17 protein-coding genes are annotated in these 14,076 nt (G+C 56.6%); 11 read left to right on the forward strand and 6 right to left on the reverse strand.

The features are described from left to right. Positions 1–14 precede the first annotated feature (14 nt). Genes WKR14_RS19390 through WKR14_RS19405 form a run of 4 tightly spaced genes read left to right on the forward strand, consistent with a single transcriptional unit; the run spans position 15 to position 3,644 of the window. Positions 15–1,205, forward strand: coding sequence for a beta-ketoacyl-[acyl-carrier-protein] synthase family protein (locus tag WKR14_RS19390; RefSeq protein WP_339087100.1), 1,191 nt, complete (start codon positions 15–17; stop codon positions 1,203–1,205). Then, positions 1,202–1,693 (forward strand): hotdog family protein, encoded by a 492-nt coding sequence (locus WKR14_RS19395; RefSeq protein WP_101059649.1) that lies wholly within the window; start codon positions 1,202–1,204, stop codon positions 1,691–1,693. Before WKR14_RS19390 ends, WKR14_RS19395 begins: the two co-directional genes overlap by 4 nt. Then, positions 1,690–2,415 (forward strand): 3-ketoacyl-ACP reductase FabG2, encoded by a 726-nt coding sequence (locus tag WKR14_RS19400; RefSeq protein WP_335922146.1) that lies wholly within the window; start codon positions 1,690–1,692, stop codon positions 2,413–2,415. The genes WKR14_RS19395 and WKR14_RS19400 overlap by 4 nt, the downstream gene beginning before the upstream one ends. Continuing rightward, a complete protein-coding gene (locus WKR14_RS19405; protein WP_025888490.1) occupies positions 2,412–3,644 on the forward strand; it encodes a beta-ketoacyl-ACP synthase in 1,233 nt (410 codons plus the stop codon). The genes WKR14_RS19400 and WKR14_RS19405 overlap by 4 nt, the downstream gene beginning before the upstream one ends. Positions 3,645–3,744: 100 nt before the next feature. Here the strand turns inward: WKR14_RS19405 and WKR14_RS19410 are convergent, their stop codons facing one another. Next, the gene (locus WKR14_RS19410) at positions 3,745–4,068 is read right to left on the reverse strand and encodes a hypothetical protein (RefSeq protein WP_335922147.1); all 324 of its coding nucleotides are present in this window, start codon (positions 4,066–4,068) and stop codon (positions 3,745–3,747) included. Positions 4,069–4,225: 157 nt separating this feature from the next. Between WKR14_RS19410 and WKR14_RS19415 the strand changes: the two genes are divergently transcribed. Beyond that, positions 4,226–4,546 carry a rhodanese-like domain-containing protein gene (locus WKR14_RS19415; protein WP_165565823.1) on the forward strand — a complete coding sequence of 107 codons (321 nt, stop codon included), beginning with the start codon at positions 4,226–4,228 and terminating at the stop codon, positions 4,544–4,546. A 243-nt stretch (positions 4,547–4,789) separates the two neighbouring features. Here the strand turns inward: WKR14_RS19415 and WKR14_RS19420 are convergent, their stop codons facing one another. The 5 genes from WKR14_RS19420 to WKR14_RS19440 all read right to left on the reverse strand — a co-directional run bounded on the left by WKR14_RS19420 (position 4,790) and on the right by WKR14_RS19440 (position 8,316). After that, entirely contained in the window at positions 4,790–5,383 is a 594-nt protein-coding gene (locus WKR14_RS19420) for an FMN-dependent NADH-azoreductase (protein ID WP_101055293.1), read from the reverse strand. Between the two features lie 196 nt (positions 5,384–5,579). Beyond that, the gene (locus WKR14_RS19425; protein WP_044736017.1) at positions 5,580–6,050 is read right to left on the reverse strand and encodes a thioesterase domain-containing protein; all 471 of its coding nucleotides are present in this window, start codon (positions 6,048–6,050) and stop codon (positions 5,580–5,582) included. Position 6,051: 1 nt separating this feature from the next. After that, the gene (dtd, locus tag WKR14_RS19430; RefSeq protein ID WP_028780049.1) at positions 6,052–6,489 is read right to left on the reverse strand and encodes a D-aminoacyl-tRNA deacylase; all 438 of its coding nucleotides are present in this window, start codon (positions 6,487–6,489) and stop codon (positions 6,052–6,054) included. Further along, the gene (locus WKR14_RS19435; protein ID WP_224867077.1) at positions 6,486–7,478 is read right to left on the reverse strand and encodes an alpha/beta fold hydrolase; all 993 of its coding nucleotides are present in this window, start codon (positions 7,476–7,478) and stop codon (positions 6,486–6,488) included. Before WKR14_RS19435 ends, dtd begins: the two co-directional genes overlap by 4 nt. Beyond that, positions 7,429–8,316 carry a virulence factor BrkB family protein gene (locus tag WKR14_RS19440; protein WP_224867079.1) on the reverse strand — a complete coding sequence of 296 codons (888 nt, stop codon included), beginning with the start codon at positions 8,314–8,316 and terminating at the stop codon, positions 7,429–7,431. Before WKR14_RS19440 ends, WKR14_RS19435 begins: the two co-directional genes overlap by 50 nt. Before the next feature lie 182 nt (positions 8,317–8,498). Here WKR14_RS19440 and WKR14_RS19445 point away from each other — a divergent pair, with 182 nt between their 5' ends. From WKR14_RS19445 to WKR14_RS19470, 6 genes are all read left to right on the forward strand, one after another. Continuing rightward, positions 8,499–8,717 carry a hypothetical protein gene (locus WKR14_RS19445; protein ID WP_028780047.1) on the forward strand — a complete coding sequence of 73 codons (219 nt, stop codon included), beginning with the start codon at positions 8,499–8,501 and terminating at the stop codon, positions 8,715–8,717. Positions 8,718–8,737: 20 nt separating this feature from the next. Continuing rightward, complete coding sequence (locus tag WKR14_RS19450; protein WP_039034687.1) at positions 8,738–9,388, forward strand: DUF2959 domain-containing protein; 651 nt, start codon at positions 8,738–8,740, stop codon at positions 9,386–9,388. A gap of 182 nt (positions 9,389–9,570) precedes the next feature. Continuing rightward, positions 9,571–10,785, forward strand: coding sequence for a 4Fe-4S binding protein (locus tag WKR14_RS19455; RefSeq protein ID WP_028780045.1), 1,215 nt, complete (start codon positions 9,571–9,573; stop codon positions 10,783–10,785). Between the two features lie 112 nt (positions 10,786–10,897). Next, the gene (locus tag WKR14_RS19460) at positions 10,898–12,235 is read left to right on the forward strand and encodes an IS4 family transposase (RefSeq protein ID WP_165564965.1); all 1,338 of its coding nucleotides are present in this window, start codon (positions 10,898–10,900) and stop codon (positions 12,233–12,235) included. A gap of 145 nt (positions 12,236–12,380) precedes the next feature. Then, the gene (locus tag WKR14_RS19465; RefSeq protein ID WP_101059644.1) at positions 12,381–13,433 is read left to right on the forward strand and encodes an XdhC family protein; all 1,053 of its coding nucleotides are present in this window, start codon (positions 12,381–12,383) and stop codon (positions 13,431–13,433) included. Further along, on the forward strand, positions 13,430–14,074 hold the full coding sequence (locus WKR14_RS19470; RefSeq protein ID WP_101055289.1) for an NTP transferase domain-containing protein: 645 nt from the start codon (positions 13,430–13,432) through the stop codon (positions 14,072–14,074). Before WKR14_RS19465 ends, WKR14_RS19470 begins: the two co-directional genes overlap by 4 nt. Positions 14,075–14,076 lie beyond the last annotated feature (2 nt).

Raw genomic sequence — 14,076 nt, forward strand, 5'->3', positions numbered from 1 at the left:
CCCAAAACAGAGATATGACACCTACAGCCATAAATCATGCAGGTTTTTGTACCCCTCTCGGCAACCGGGCCGACGAGGTGCTTAACGCCTTGCTCGCCGGTGACAGCCGCGGCATGGTCAGCCGCGACAACCTGTTGTTTGAACGGCCGGCCATAGTCGGGGTAGTGAACACCGAGTTACCTGCCATTCCCGCCGAGTTTGCCGACTATGACTGTCGTAACAACGCCCTGTTGCTGTGCGCCGCGCTGCAAATTACCCCGGCGGTGGAAGCCGCCAAGGCCAAATATGGCAAGGAGCGCATCGCAGTTGTCATAGGCACCAGCACCTCAGGGATCTCCAAGGGCGAAGAGGCACTGGAGTACCGCAATCGCCACGGCCACTTCCCCTCTGATTACCACTATTTTCAGCAGGAGCTGGGGGGCACCAGTCGCTTCCTGCAAGCCTGGTTCAAGCTGAGCGGCCCCTGTTACACACTGTCGACGGCCTGCTCCTCCAGCGCCAAGGTGTTTGCCGCCGGTAAACGGCTGTTGCATGCCGGACTGTGCGACATGGTGATAGTCGGCGGGGTCGACAGCCTGTGCCAATTGACCCTAAACGGCTTCGATGCGCTTGAGTCTGTCTCCAAGGGGCACTGCAATCCATTCAGCGCCAACCGCGACGGCATCAATATAGGTGAAGGCGCGGCGCTGTTTACCCTGGAGAGAGGAAGCGGCCAGGTGCTGCTGTCCGGTGTCGGCGAGTCGGCCGATGCCCACCATATCTCGGCGCCCCATCCCGAAGGCAGCGGCGCAATTGCCGCCATGGAGATGGCCCTCAAGCAAGCGGAGCTGACGCCTGATGACATCGACTATGTCAATCTGCACGGCACTGCCACCCCCAAGAATGACGCCATGGAAAGCCGCGCCATGCACTCGGTATTTGCCGAAGCGTTGCCGCCTTGCAGTTCCACCAAGCCCTTGACCGGCCACGCACTGGGCGCCGCCGGGGCATTGGAAGCGGTATTCTGCTGGCTGCTGTTGTCGCCCCTCAACCCTGATGGGCTACTGCCGCCGCATCTGTGGGACGGTGAGCAGGATGGCAAGGATCCCGCACTGCCGCTGGTCAAACAGGGCAGCCGCCACTCTCTGAATCACCTGATGAGTAACTCCTTCGCCTTTGGCGGCAGCAATGCCAGCCTGATCTTCAGCCGTGGAGCCCCTGAATGACCCAGACTTTAGCCGAGCGTGATATCGCCGATTTTCTGCCCCACAGGGCGCCCATGATATTGATAGACGCCGTGGTCGAGCACAGCCAAGACAGGCTGCTGACCAAGGTGAAGATTAGTGAGCAGAGCCCCTATTTCGATGACGCCCGGGCTCTGGTGCCCAATTATGTCGGCATAGAATATATGGCCCAGAGCATAGCGGCACTGGCCGGAGTGGAAGCCGAGGCCCGCGGTGATATTATCCGGGTCGGTTTTTTGCTGGGCAGCCGTAAGCTCAGCATGCACACCCCGGGATTCCTGCCCGGACGCGAATACCTGACCCAGGTGCAGCGCCTCTATCAGGAAGACACGGGACTGGCAGTGTTCGACTGCCGCATCTTTGATGGCGACACAGAGATCGCCAGCGCCAATGTAAACGTTTTTCAGCCCCAGGACACCCAGGCCTATATTGCCGGTAGTCTGGAGGCGATGCAGGGAGATTCCGCATGACACAGAGAGTTTTGGTCACAGGTTCCAGCCGCGGCATAGGCAAGGCTATCGCCCTGCGCCTGGCGCAATCCGGCTTTGATATCGCCCTGCACTTTCATGCCAATCAAGCCGCCGCCGAGGCCAGCGCCGCCGAAATCCAAGCCTTGGGCGTCAAGGTCAGCCTGCTGCAGTTCGATGTCGCCGAGCGCCAGACCTGCCGCCAAGTCATTGAGGCCGACATAGAAGCCAACGGTGCCTATCACGGCCTGGTTCTCAATGCCGGAATCGCCCGCGATACGGCTTTCCCGGCGATGACAGAGGCCGAGTGGGACTGTGTCATCCACACCAATCTCGATGGTTTCTACAATGTGATCCATCCGGCGCTGATGCCGATGATCCAACGGCGCAAGGGCGGCCGCATCATTACTCTGTCTTCGGTTTCCGGTTTGGCCGGCAACCGTGGCCAGGTGAACTACAGCGCCTCCAAGGCCGGCATCATAGGCGCCACCAAGGCGCTGGCACTGGAGCTGGCCAAACGTAAGATCACGGTCAACTGCATCGCTCCCGGGATTATCGAAACCGAAATGGTCGATGCCTTCAGCCCCGAACTGGTACAGCAACTGGTGCCGTTGCGGCGCATGGGTCAGCCTGAAGAGATAGCGGCCCTGGCCAACTTCCTGCTGTCTGACGAAGCCGGTTATATCACCCGCCAGGTGATCTCGGTCAACGGAGGCATGCTATGAGCCGCAGGGTGGTTATTACCGGCATGGGCGGCATTTCCGCCCTGGGCCAGGATTGGGACAGCGTCAAGGCCAGGCTGCAAGCAGGCCAAAATGCCGTGGTTCGCATGGATGAATGGGACAGGTTCGACGGCCTGCATACCCGTCTGGCGGCGCCGGTCAACGACTTCAGCACTCCGGCGCACTATTCGCGCAAGAAGATCCGCTCCATGGGCCGGGTGTCTCTGATGGCCACCCGCGCCAGTGAAATGGCGCTGGAGGATGCCGGCCTGTTGCATGATCCTCTGATAGCCTCAGGCGCCATGGGCATAGCCTACGGCTCTTCCACCGGCAGTACAGATCCCATCACCGCCTTTGGCGACATGCTCAAACACGGCGATATGAGCGGCGTCACCGCCACCAGCTATATCCGCATGATGGCCCATACCACGGCGGTCAATGTCGGGGTATTTTTCGGCCTCAAGGGGCGGGTATTAACCACCAGCAGCGCCTGCACGTCCGGCAGCCAGGGCATTGGTTATGCCTATGAAGCCATCAAGTATGGCCAGCAGGATTTGATGCTGGCGGGTGGCGGCGAAGAACTCTGCCCCACAGAAGCGGTCGTGTTCGACACCCTGTTTGCCACCAGTACCCGCAACGACACTCCTGAATTGACCCCCAGGCCGTTCGATCGCGACCGGGACGGTCTGGTGATAGGCGAAGGCGCCTGCACCCTGGTGCTCGAAGAGCTGGAGCATGCCAAGGCCAGAGGCGCGCGCATCTACGCCGAAGTGCTGGGTTTTGGTACCAACTCAGACGGCCTGCATGTGACGCAACCGAACGCCGACACCATGGAAAAGGCGATTCGGCTGGCACTCAAAGACGCCAATATAGCGCCGCAGCAGATAGGCTATGTCAACGCCCACGGTACGGCCACCGACCGCGGTGATGCCGCCGAGAGCCGGGCTACCGCCGCAGTATTTGGCGAGCAGATGCCGATTTCATCGCTGAAGAGCTATACCGGCCATACCCTGGGCGCTTGCGGCGCGCTGGAGGCCTGGTGGAGCATTATGATGATGCGTGATGGCTGGTTTGCACCCACAATCAACCTGGAGAATGTCGCCGAGGATTGCGCCGAGCTGGATTATATTCGCGCCGAAGGCCGGGCACTGGATACCGACCTGGTGATGAGCAATAACTTTGCCTTTGGCGGCATCAATACTTCGTTGATCTTCCGCCGCTGGCAGGACTGAGCTTAGCCCCTGGAAGCACTAGAAACCAGAGGAAACCCTAGAAAACCAGAGGAAGCCCAAGAAAGCTTTAGCGGGATAAATCGGCACTGCTGGCCTCTTTTCAGGCCGCCTTGTCGTCGCGGCAGCGCCCCGTGATATCCAGGATCTGTGTAGTCGAAGCCGCCAAGGCTTCGACGCAGTGGTCGTCCAGTTTGCCGGCGGCCAATTGGCTGAGCACCGGGCTGTCGGACATGGGATATTCATAGCCCACTATGGCCTGGCCCCGGTGAATGCTGTTGATAAAGGTTTTTAGCAGCCCGGTCGACTCGTGATACAGGGCGCAGGCGATACGATCCACCCAAGGGTAGCTGAGCTGTAGATGTTCGTGAATGCGCTCCAGGCGCTCAGAAGCGTTGCGGCCCTGCAACCAGAGGGATGATGGCATATTCTTGTCCATACACTATTTTCAAATCATTTCCTTTTCCAAAGGATAGAACAAAAAACAGCCCTGACGAGAAAACGACCAGCATTCAGGCCATTGCATTTTTAACTTCATAAGATTAATCTTATTAAAAAATTTCTAATTGATAGAGAGTCTGAAAATGCAAACCAATGTCACGCCACAAGATGGCCGCCTGAACCCAGAGCAATGCCATGAGATGATCGCCAAGGGAGTTCGGGTACTGGATGTCCGCTCGGCCGTCGAATACGCCGAAGGGCACCTGCCACAGGCGGTGAATGTGCCGCTGGATACCCTGGATACCTGGCTCAAGCAACAACCGAATAAGCAGGAACCCTTTGTGCTCTATTGCGGCGCCGGCATGCGCGCCCAGAAGGGCTGCGACATTCTGCGGGCTAACGGCTTTGATTGCGTACTCAACGGCGGCGCCTTCAAGGAGCTGGTCTGCGGCCAGCCTGAGTAACCAAAATGACAAGCAAGCCCGGGCGATTTCAGATAAGCCAACATCGCGGTCAAGCCTCTGCGCGGGTGCGTTATCGCGAACAGTGGCCCGCCGAAGGGGTTAATGCCGCTTGTCCCCTTTGCAGCAAAGCGCTCGAGCCGGACAAGCCGTCACAAAAAAGCCCCGGGGAGCCACCTCCGGGGCAGTAGAACCAAATCAGTCAAGCAACTGGCGTTCAGATTGATGGTGGAAGAGATGTTTGCCTCAGGCAGAGATGGCCGCCAGCGAAGATTTGGCTGCTGAAATACCTTTGGCGTTGGCGTCCGGGCCCATGTTCAGCGCTTCACCGTAGACGGTTTCCACTTCGGTAATTCCAATAAAGCCCAGCACGGTTTTCAGATAAGGCACCACATGGTCTGTGGTCGAGTCTTTATGGACCCCACCTCGGGTAGTGATCACTACCGCGCGCTTACCAGTGATAAGACCCACAGGGCCATTTTCTGTGTAACTGAAACTCACACCGGCGCGGGCAATCAGGTCAATCCAGTTTTTCAACTGGGTCGGAATACCAAAGTTATACATGGGCGCAGCTATTACTAGTGTGTCGTGATCTTTCAGTTCCTGGATCAGCTCATCAGACAAGGCCAACGCCTGTTGCTGGCGCTCGCTCAGCTGTTCGCCGCCGCGCAGGCCGGTGGCAATTTCACCGTCCAGTACCGGCAGCGGCTCGGCCGCCAGATCCCTGACTGTGATGCTGGAACCCTGCTCCTGCCAATGCTTGACCAGGTGGTCGACCAAGAGACCGGACTGAGAGTAACCACCCAGGATGCTGGATTTCAAAACTAATACTTTGCTCATGATATTGCTCCGCTTCGATTCAGGAATTTGTTTGAGTCAGAGCTTTTGCTCCAATCTATGCTGAGCAGTTTACTGATGGATAAAATAGAAAAAAAGCGGAGAAAATTTGATATTAAATTCGATTTTTTAGAAAGGAAAGGTTGTTATCCAGGGCTTACAAGGTTAAAACCGAACCTGTAAGCCTAGGTAATCCCAGCTAGGACAGGGTCGCCTCTTGCTTGGGCTGGCTGACGTAAACCCCCAAGAAAGAAGCACAGCAAAGGCCGTGACTCCAGAGTTCCACCTCCTGCCTGACTTTGACCCTGCGCCCTTCACTCAAAGGCGTCAGTGACACGCCCGGCCAGCTGACTCTGGCCTCGATCAACTCACCGGGATTGGCAGTCACCGGCGCCCGATAACGGATCTCGGCCTGGGCCAGCACTATATCACCACTCACTCCGGCCCGCTGCTGTTGCAGCCAGAGCATGCCCCAGCCACACAGAGTGCACAGGGTATAGATACTGCCGGCAAACATGGTCTGATGCAGATTGATGTTGGGCGGTAGCGGTGCACCGACACGAAATTCTGTGCCATCAAAAGCCAGTGGCCGGATCCCCATAAAGGCACTGACGGGGATGGTGCCATGCCAGGTGTTTTCCAATTGCTTAAGCAGTGATGGCTCAGACATATCAAACACTCAGATTAAAGGTCACTGGCCCGTCGTTCAGCAGTTCCACCTGCATATCGGCAGCGAAGCGGCCGGTTTCTGTGGTCACCCCCTTGCTGCGACAAAATGCCACAAAGGCTTCATAGAGCTCTTCGGCCTGAGCCGGACTGGCACCACCCGAGAAACTGGGACGCAGACCGCGGCTGGTATCGGCCGCCAGGGTAAATTGCGACACCACCAACAACTGCCCGCCGACCTGAGTCAGATTGAGGTTCATCTTGCCGTTGTCATCGCTGAACACCCGGTAATTCATCACCTTGGTGGCCAGCTTTTCCATCGCCGCCATATCATCCTGGCGTTCAACGCCCAACAACACCAACAAACCTTTATCTATAGCGCCGGTCACTTCATCGGCAACCGTTACCTTGGCACGGCTGACTCTCTGTATCAGGGCGATCAATCCTGACTCCTTAATTCTGTTTCACAAGAGGCCGCAGTGTCGCCCATAGCACACAGGGCTGCAACCACGGCGTGACGCATTTTATCATCCACCAGCGAGTGATGACCTCCGGCCACCAGCTGCAACTCGGCCGGGCGGGTCTGGCGGGCAAGCTGAGCCTGCAGCAAGTGAGTTGGACAGACCCAGTCGTTTTCCCCCTGCAGCAAGCGGGTATGTTTCGGCCAGTTATTGAGCCCTGCATCAAGCAAACTCATGGCTTCGAAATAGTGATGGCGGGCATAGTGAAGTTCGATTCTGGCCATATTGCTGTCCCTAGGCGCCCTTGGCGGTGGCAACAGCACCCCGGGTAAAGACAGATGTTGCTCCCAGCGCAGCCAACTGCGGACATAATCCTGGGCATTGAGGCAAGTAAATCCCTTGGCATAGCTTTCCAGCAGCGCCGCAGTGCTGCGCTCACTCCTGGATAGCCAGCGGGAAAAACCATGATAGTCCACCGGGAAACGGCTGGCGGCGCCAGCAGCACCATAGAGCCAATCGCGGCCCTCGGCAGAGGGGATAAAGCTGCCCCAATATGTCTGGGCTATGACTCGCTCAGGGAATAAACCGCCGTACACCAACCCCAAGGTTGCCCCGAATGAGCCCCCTGCCAGACACCAGCGCGGCAACCGCAGCGCCTTCCTGACCGACTCGAGATCATCGAGCAGGCCCTGGAAATGATTCTGCGCCAGGCCTTTCTCGGAGCGCGATAAGCCGGCGCCCCTCTGATCCAGAAACAATAAACGAAAGCGGCGCAGATCAAACAGCGCCAACTCTTCAAGGTTGCAACCGGCGCCGGGCCCGCCGTGCAGATACAGCAGCGGGATGCCTTCCGGGTTGCCGAATTGCGCCAGATACAGGCGGTGGCCGCCACCCACCTCCAGCCAGTCGCGGGCAAACGGATTATGCCGATCCGGGGTCATCATCCAGCGGCTCCAATGGGGCGTCACCATCGAGGAATTCCGGCAAAGAAGCGGTGATCTCGGCTCCCATCAGGACAATCATCCAGGACAGATAGACCCAGACAAACAGTATCGGAATCGTCGCTAAGGCGCCGTAAATCGCCTCGTAGCTGGGGAAGTGAGTCACATACAGGGCAAAACCTTTCTTGCCCGCCTCAAACAGCAAGGCAGCCACTATGGCCCCGAGCAGGGCATGCAGCAGCTTCACCTTTTGATTGGGCACCACAGTGTAAAGCAGCAGGAAGGCCGCAACAGAAAACAGAAACGGCAGACGCGCGACAAAGAAGGTACCTACACCATAAGTATCGGCTTCGTTGAATATTTTCAGCGATACCAAGTAGGAAGTGGCCGCCAGGCTGGCCCCCATCAGTACGGGTCCCAGCGTCAGGATCATCCAGTACATGGAAAAAGACACAACAGTCTGGCGTTTTTCTTTGGTGCGCCAGATATAGTTAAGCGCCTTGTCGATGGCGGAGATCAGCAAAATGGCCACCACCACCAGGGCGCCGATACCGACGGCCGTGCCCTTGGAGGCGTTGCCGACAAACTCGTTGATATAGACCTGAACCGTATCGCCTGCGGCCGGCAGAAAGTTTTGATAAATAAAGTTTTCTATCAGTTGCCGCACCCCCTTGAAGACAGGGAAAGCCGACAGCATAGACATGGTAACGGCCACCATGGGCACCAGCGACAATAGGGTCACATAGGCCAGATGACCGGCTCGAATATTGATTTGATCGTCCTGCAATCTCTGTTTCAGGTGCAGCAGGAAGTGCCAGCAGCCTTTCATAAACAAACTGAAATTGCGGGTATCTATCTTGTTGCTCACGGTTTTCTCTTGATCCTCTGGGTCTAGTGTCGCTATCTTCGTACAATAATGCCCGGATTACAAAGTGTGATGCTGCCACTGCAGCAGGGCAAAGGAAGCCGGGAATGACGCCAGCGCTATGCATAGGCATGCGCCGAGGCCCGTCGTTCAGCGCTTCTTCCACAATTTAAAGGAGAGAGTTAATGTCACAACAAGGATCGGCGGGCAATGTGATTGCCGCGCTGGCAAGCGTATTTTTCCCGGGTTTGGGGCAGTTGGTTCAGGGGCGGATCCTGGCCGCACTGATCTTCTTTTTGGTAACAGTCACAGGTTACGCCCTCTGGTGGTTGGTAGTTCCTGCTATCATAGGTGCCATCGCCCATCTCTGGTGCATCATAGATGCCGCCAAATACAAAGCATAAATAGACAAAAGAGAAAGCTTATGAACAAGATCCTCACCACCGCCCTGGTCAGCCTGGGATTGCTGCTGGGTGGTTGCCAGAGTGCCTATTACGGTGCCATGGAAAAGGTTGGCTATCACAAACGTGACATCATGGTTGACCGGGTCAAAGACGCCAAAGAATCGCAACAGGAAGCGCAGGAGCAGTTCAGTTCGGCACTGGAAGAGATGCAGGCGCTGCTGAACCATGATGGCGGCGATCTGGAAAAGGCTTACAACAAGGCCAAAGACGAATATGAGTCGGCCCAGGAAGCCGCCGACGATGTCAGCAACCGCATCAACAAGGTGGAAGATGTGGCCGAAGCCCTGTTCGACGAGTGGCAAGGGGAAATCGGTGAGATCAGCAAGGCCAGCCTGCGCAGTAAGAGCCAGGCCAAGCTGAAAGAAACCCGCCGCTCCTACGAGCAACTGATCCGCAGCATGCGCCGTGCCGAAAGCAAGATGCCTCCTATCCTGACCTCAATGAAAGACAACATGCTCTACCTCAAGCACAACCTCAACGCCCAGACCATAGGGGCAATCAAGGGTGAGTTTGCCAGTCTGCAGAGCGATATCTCCGGCCTTATCAAAGAGATGAATAAATCCATCGATGAGTCCAACCGCTTTATCGCAGCAATGGAGTCGGGTAACTGACCGCCAAACCATAGAGATAGCCCCGCACCGCGGGGCTTTTTTTCAGCTGTGAGCCAGTGCACGAATTTCTCCATCTGCGAATGTAAACTTGGATCTGCTGCACACTTCCTTTTTTGACTCAAGAACTTGTGCCCTGATTTGAGTTCACAATAGGCAGTCCTTTGATGCTGGCCTATATTCTCATGACACTGACCGAATCGCTCACCCTCATGCTGGCACTCCTCTATGGTGTCAGCCAACTCTGGTGGAGCGGCCGCCGTTTCGGCGCCGGCCTCACTTTGCTGCTGATTTTAACCGCGCTGCTGATTAGCAGCAGCCCCATGTTGCTGCTGGCCACACTGACAGCCGTTGGTAGCCTGGCATTGCTGCAGCAACTGCGCCCCGGCTTGCTGCAATCCGAGCCCAGGATCAATAACCTGCGCAGCGGCTGCCAGCACCTGTTGGCGCTGTCCCTGTTTCTGGTCGCGATTCAGTACACCATCAACAGCCTGATGCTCAAGGCCGGAGTCACGCCCTGGATTGGACGCCCGGATGTGGTGGATGCGTTTCTGCCTATTGCCGGCGGTATAGAGCTCAAGGCGATAGCCACTCTGGGACTCTGGGATCAAACCCACCCGGCGGCGGCCGTGATGCTGGCAGTGGTGTTGTTGACCGGACTGCTGTGCAAGCGGGCCTTCTGTGGCTGGGCCTGCCCGCTGGGATTGGCCGGAGAGTACCTCTATCGCCTGCGTAAACGCTTTATCAAGCGCGAATTTATGCCGCCTGCCTGGCTCGACTGGCCACTGCGTATGCTCAAGTATCTGCTGTTGGCGGCGCTGCTCTACATAGTGTTGGGCATGCCGTCTATGGGGATCCCCGGCTACCTGGAGAGTAATTATCACAAGATAGCCGATCTCAAGATGGCGCTGTTTTTCATCACTCCGGGACTCATCACCCTGGCCTGCTTTGGCCTGATCCTTGCCATTGTCGCCTGGCGCCGTCAGGGATTTTGCCGTTACCTCTGCCCCTATGGCGCCCTGCTGGGACTGCTGAGTTTTCTCAGCCCGCTGAAAATCCGCCGCGCCCCTGAGCATTGCCTGATAGAGTCCAAGGGGATGAAATGCGACAAGTGCACCCGCGCCTGTCCGGCCGGCATCATAGTGCATACCAAAAATACAGTGCACAGCGATGAATGCCAGGCCTGCATGCGCTGCGTGGCCGCCTGTCCCAAGAAAGCGGCGCTGGGGTTCGGCCTTAGCCGCAATCATTTCTGGTCGGCCAAGTCGGTAATGCTGCTGGTACTCGGACTGCTGTTCCTGCTGCCCTTGATAGCCTACACCTCGGGCTTCTGGGAAAGCCAAACGCCGGATGCGGTTCGGATGCAACTGCTGCAGATGATCGACTATGTAGGTCACTAAACTTAACCACTCAGGCTCGCCGACAGGCGCAATGTAGATCAGATAAGGATCGGTTGACCGATCCTTCTGATGAGAGACAATCGGAAACCTGTTTGTAGGTTTCCGATTTTTTATGTCTATTCAAAACTGCTTTGCCGACTTTCTTGAAGAGAGTCCTGTTGATGTCGCTCAGCTAACCACCTTCTCCGAGCATATTCCTGACGAGTGGATTGCTAAAGCGGTAACACTTTCCGATAAAGCGACGATTCGTCGACGTCGCTTACCGAGTGATATGGTTCTTTGGCTTATTGTTGGAATGGCGTTTTTCCGCAACGAACCGATTGCCGAAGTTGCACGGCGAATGAATGTCTGTGCCGAGGGGTTGGCTAATGAGGAGCTGTTAGCAAAAAGTGCTTTAACGCAAGCAAGGCAACGCCTTGGCAAAGCAGCCCCAGAATGGTTGTTTAGGCAATGCAGCCATAGGTGGGGGTTAGAGCGTTACCCTGAGGATACATGGCAAGGTTTGCAAGTCTTTGCTGTGGATGGCGCGCTTTTTCGAACCGCTGACACACCGGAACTAAGAGACCATTTTGGGTCAGGTAATACATCCAGCGACAGACAGACGCCTCATCCAGTATTAAGGGTGGTGACCATGATGAATGTTCGCTCTCATGTCATTGTCGATGCCGCTATAAGCCCTTATCGTCGAGGCGAAATTCCTCTTGCTATGCCCTTTATTGACTCCTTACCGGATAATTCCGTGACCTTATTGGATAAGGGTTTTTATGGAGCAGGCTTACTTCTTTCTCTCCAAAATAGTGGTGCTAACAGACATTGGTTGTTACCGGCGAAGAAAGGGGTGAAATACACCCTGCTGGACGATGAAGAGAGTGACGACATGCGAGTCGAAATGAAAGTCTCTCCACAAGCACGCAAGAAAAATCCTAACCTACCTGAAACATGGCAAGTGAGAGCCGTGACTTATCAGGTACAAGGTAAGCCAAAAACCGTATTTACGTCTCTTCCCAGAGAGCAGTACGATGCGGGAGCAGTCGCGGCGCTTTACCACGAGCGATGGGAAATTGAATTAGGGTATCGAGACATAAAAAGTTCGATGCAACACAATGCGTTAGTGCTGAGGAGTAAGACAGTCGAACTTGTCTATCAAGAGTTATGGGGGCTGCTGCTTGGTTATAACTTGGTGAGACGAGAAGCGAGCCAAGCGGCAGTAGAGCATGGTCGAATGCCCAATGAAATCAGCTTTAAGTACGCTTGTCAGTTCATCGCAAGTCAGCTCAAAGTCATGAGCAAAGCGGTGTCACCAGGTAATACGCCGAAGCGTCTAAACAGTCTGCGAGGAGACTTGTCCATCCTTTTTATAGACAAACGCCCTAAGCCAAATCGGCCTAGGGCGGTAAAAATATCAAAGACCCGATATCCTGTTAATCACAAGGCAGCTCCACTTAAGTGAACTACGTTGCGCCGACAGGCGGGCCTTTTTACTGCGCTTGTCGCCGAGTCCCACTACCCCTCCCTGACTTGCCACACCCGACAAGATTGTTTCCCGGTGCTATTTTATGCAATGCTAACTTCTCCACCAAAAACACGGGAAGTTTATGGCGCACCATCTGCAAACCTTGCTGCAACAATGGGCTCTCAGCGCAGACGAGCCCTGGGTGCTGGCGCTGCTCACCTCGGTACAAGGCTCTTCTTATCGCAAACCCGGAGCCATGATGCTGTTTCATCCCCTGGGCCAGAGCCTGGGGATCCTCAGCGGCGGCTGTTTGGAGGCCGATCTGCGCCATCAGGCACACAAGGCCCTGACGGAACAAAGGGTGGTGGAGGTCTGTTATGACGCCCGCGATGATCAGGATGCCAGTTACCAACTGGGTTGTGGCGGCTTGGTGAACATCTGCCTGCTGCCTCTGGGGCGGGAGAATCATTTTCTGGCACTCGATGAGTTGCGCCAGGCTCTGAATGCCGGTCAATCCGGCTTCTGGCAGCTGTTGATGCCAAAAACCGGTGAAGCGCCCGCAGCCCTTGAGGCGCGCTTTTTATCCCAAGGTTCACCCTCAACCGGTGCCGAACCTCTGCCTTTCCCCGCCAATGACTTTCGCCGCACCGGGATTTGGAGTCCAGAGACTGGGCAGAACGGGCAACAGAGCTGGTTAACCGTACCCGTGGGCCCCAAACCTGCGCTTGCGATTTTCGGCGGTGGCCTGGATGCCAAGCCGCTGGCGCAGATGGCTTTGCAACTGGACTGGCAGGTGAGCGTCGTCGACCCCAGAGCCGCCTACGCCCGCAGCCATGACTTTGCCGGTTGCGACATAATCAAGCTCGGCGCCGACCAGCTGGATGCCGATTGGCTCAAGCGTCAGGATGGTGCCATAGTGATGCACCACAATGTCGAGCTCGACAGCGCCATTCTCAAACGGCTGCAAGTAAGCTGCCCACGCTATCTGGCGCTATTGGGGCCAACTCACAGGCGCGATAAGGTACTCAAACATGCCGGCCTTGAGCTGGCAGACTTTGCCATGCCACTGGCGGCGCCCGCCGGACTGGCACTCGGCGGCGAACTCCCGGGGGCCATCGCCCTCAGCATTTTGGCCCAGTGCCACGGGGTTTTGTTTGATGCGCCCATGACTGGGCTTGAGGGCCTGATGCCATGAGGCTATTGCCTGTGTTACTGGCCGCCGGAGCATCGAGCCGCTTCGCCGCCGATGACTCAGTGCCCGGCCATGCCAAACTGGCGGCACAGGATAGCCATGGCACGCCGCTGCTGCGCCTCAGTTGGCAAGCGCTGGAGCAGATGCGCGCTCAGACAAGCCTGAAGTACCCCAAGCTTGAGCTGCTGCCGCTGCTGACCATACTCGGCGGCCACAAGGAGCAACTGCAAGCGTTGTTGCCGCCCCATGCCAGCTGCTGTTTCAACCCCCTCTGGCAACAGGGGTTGGGGCACTCCATCGCCCTGGCCGCGGAGCAAGCCAAGGCCTGCTCCGCCGATGCCCTGCTACTGGCGCTGGCCGATCAGGTTGCGCTCACTAGCGCCGATTACCTTGAATTACTCGACTGTTGGCTGGGCAGCCAACTCAGCAGCAGCGCCTTTTACCGGGACGCCCCCGGCGCGCCTGCTATCTTTAATGCCACAGACTTCAACGCCCTTAGCCAACTGCAGGGTGACCGAGGGGCCAAGGCCCTGCTGACCGAGAAATTACAACAACAACGACTGGGCCGGATAGTGCTGCACCGCGCCGCCATAGACATAGACACGGGCGCAGATCTCAGACGCCTCAACCAGCACAAGGAGTGAAC

Origin of the sequence: Shewanella chilikensis, from assembly GCF_037953065.1 — a bacterium.
Lineage (GTDB): Bacteria > Pseudomonadota > Gammaproteobacteria > Enterobacterales > Shewanellaceae > Shewanella > Shewanella chilikensis.

Excerpts from the sequence above, each read along its gene's own strand:
- WKR14_RS19390 (WP_339087100.1), top strand. The coding sequence starts at position 15 with ATGACACCTACAGCCATAAATCATGCAGGTTTTTGTACCCCTCTCGGC.
- WKR14_RS19395 (WP_101059649.1), top strand. The coding sequence starts at position 1,202 with ATGACCCAGACTTTAGCCGAGCGTGATATCGCCGATTTTCTGCCCCAC.
- WKR14_RS19400 (WP_335922146.1), top strand. The coding sequence starts at position 1,690 with ATGACACAGAGAGTTTTGGTCACAGGTTCCAGCCGCGGCATAGGCAAG.
- WKR14_RS19405 (WP_025888490.1), top strand. The coding sequence starts at position 2,412 with ATGAGCCGCAGGGTGGTTATTACCGGCATGGGCGGCATTTCCGCCCTG.
- WKR14_RS19410 (WP_335922147.1), bottom strand. The coding sequence starts at position 4,068 with ATGCCATCATCCCTCTGGTTGCAGGGCCGCAACGCTTCTGAGCGCCTG.
- WKR14_RS19415 (WP_165565823.1), top strand. The coding sequence starts at position 4,226 with ATGCAAACCAATGTCACGCCACAAGATGGCCGCCTGAACCCAGAGCAA.
- WKR14_RS19420 (WP_101055293.1), bottom strand. The coding sequence starts at position 5,383 with ATGAGCAAAGTATTAGTTTTGAAATCCAGCATCCTGGGTGGTTACTCT.
- WKR14_RS19425 (WP_044736017.1), bottom strand. The coding sequence starts at position 6,050 with ATGTCTGAGCCATCACTGCTTAAGCAATTGGAAAACACCTGGCATGGC.
- WKR14_RS19435 (WP_224867077.1), bottom strand. The coding sequence starts at position 7,478 with ATGGTGACGCCCCATTGGAGCCGCTGGATGATGACCCCGGATCGGCAT.
- WKR14_RS19445 (WP_028780047.1), top strand. The coding sequence starts at position 8,499 with ATGTCACAACAAGGATCGGCGGGCAATGTGATTGCCGCGCTGGCAAGC.
- WKR14_RS19450 (WP_039034687.1), top strand. The coding sequence starts at position 8,738 with ATGAACAAGATCCTCACCACCGCCCTGGTCAGCCTGGGATTGCTGCTG.
- WKR14_RS19455 (WP_028780045.1), top strand. The coding sequence starts at position 9,571 with ATGACACTGACCGAATCGCTCACCCTCATGCTGGCACTCCTCTATGGT.
- WKR14_RS19460 (WP_165564965.1), top strand. The coding sequence starts at position 10,898 with ATGTCTATTCAAAACTGCTTTGCCGACTTTCTTGAAGAGAGTCCTGTT.
- WKR14_RS19465 (WP_101059644.1), top strand. The coding sequence starts at position 12,381 with ATGGCGCACCATCTGCAAACCTTGCTGCAACAATGGGCTCTCAGCGCA.
- WKR14_RS19470 (WP_101055289.1), top strand. The coding sequence starts at position 13,430 with ATGAGGCTATTGCCTGTGTTACTGGCCGCCGGAGCATCGAGCCGCTTC.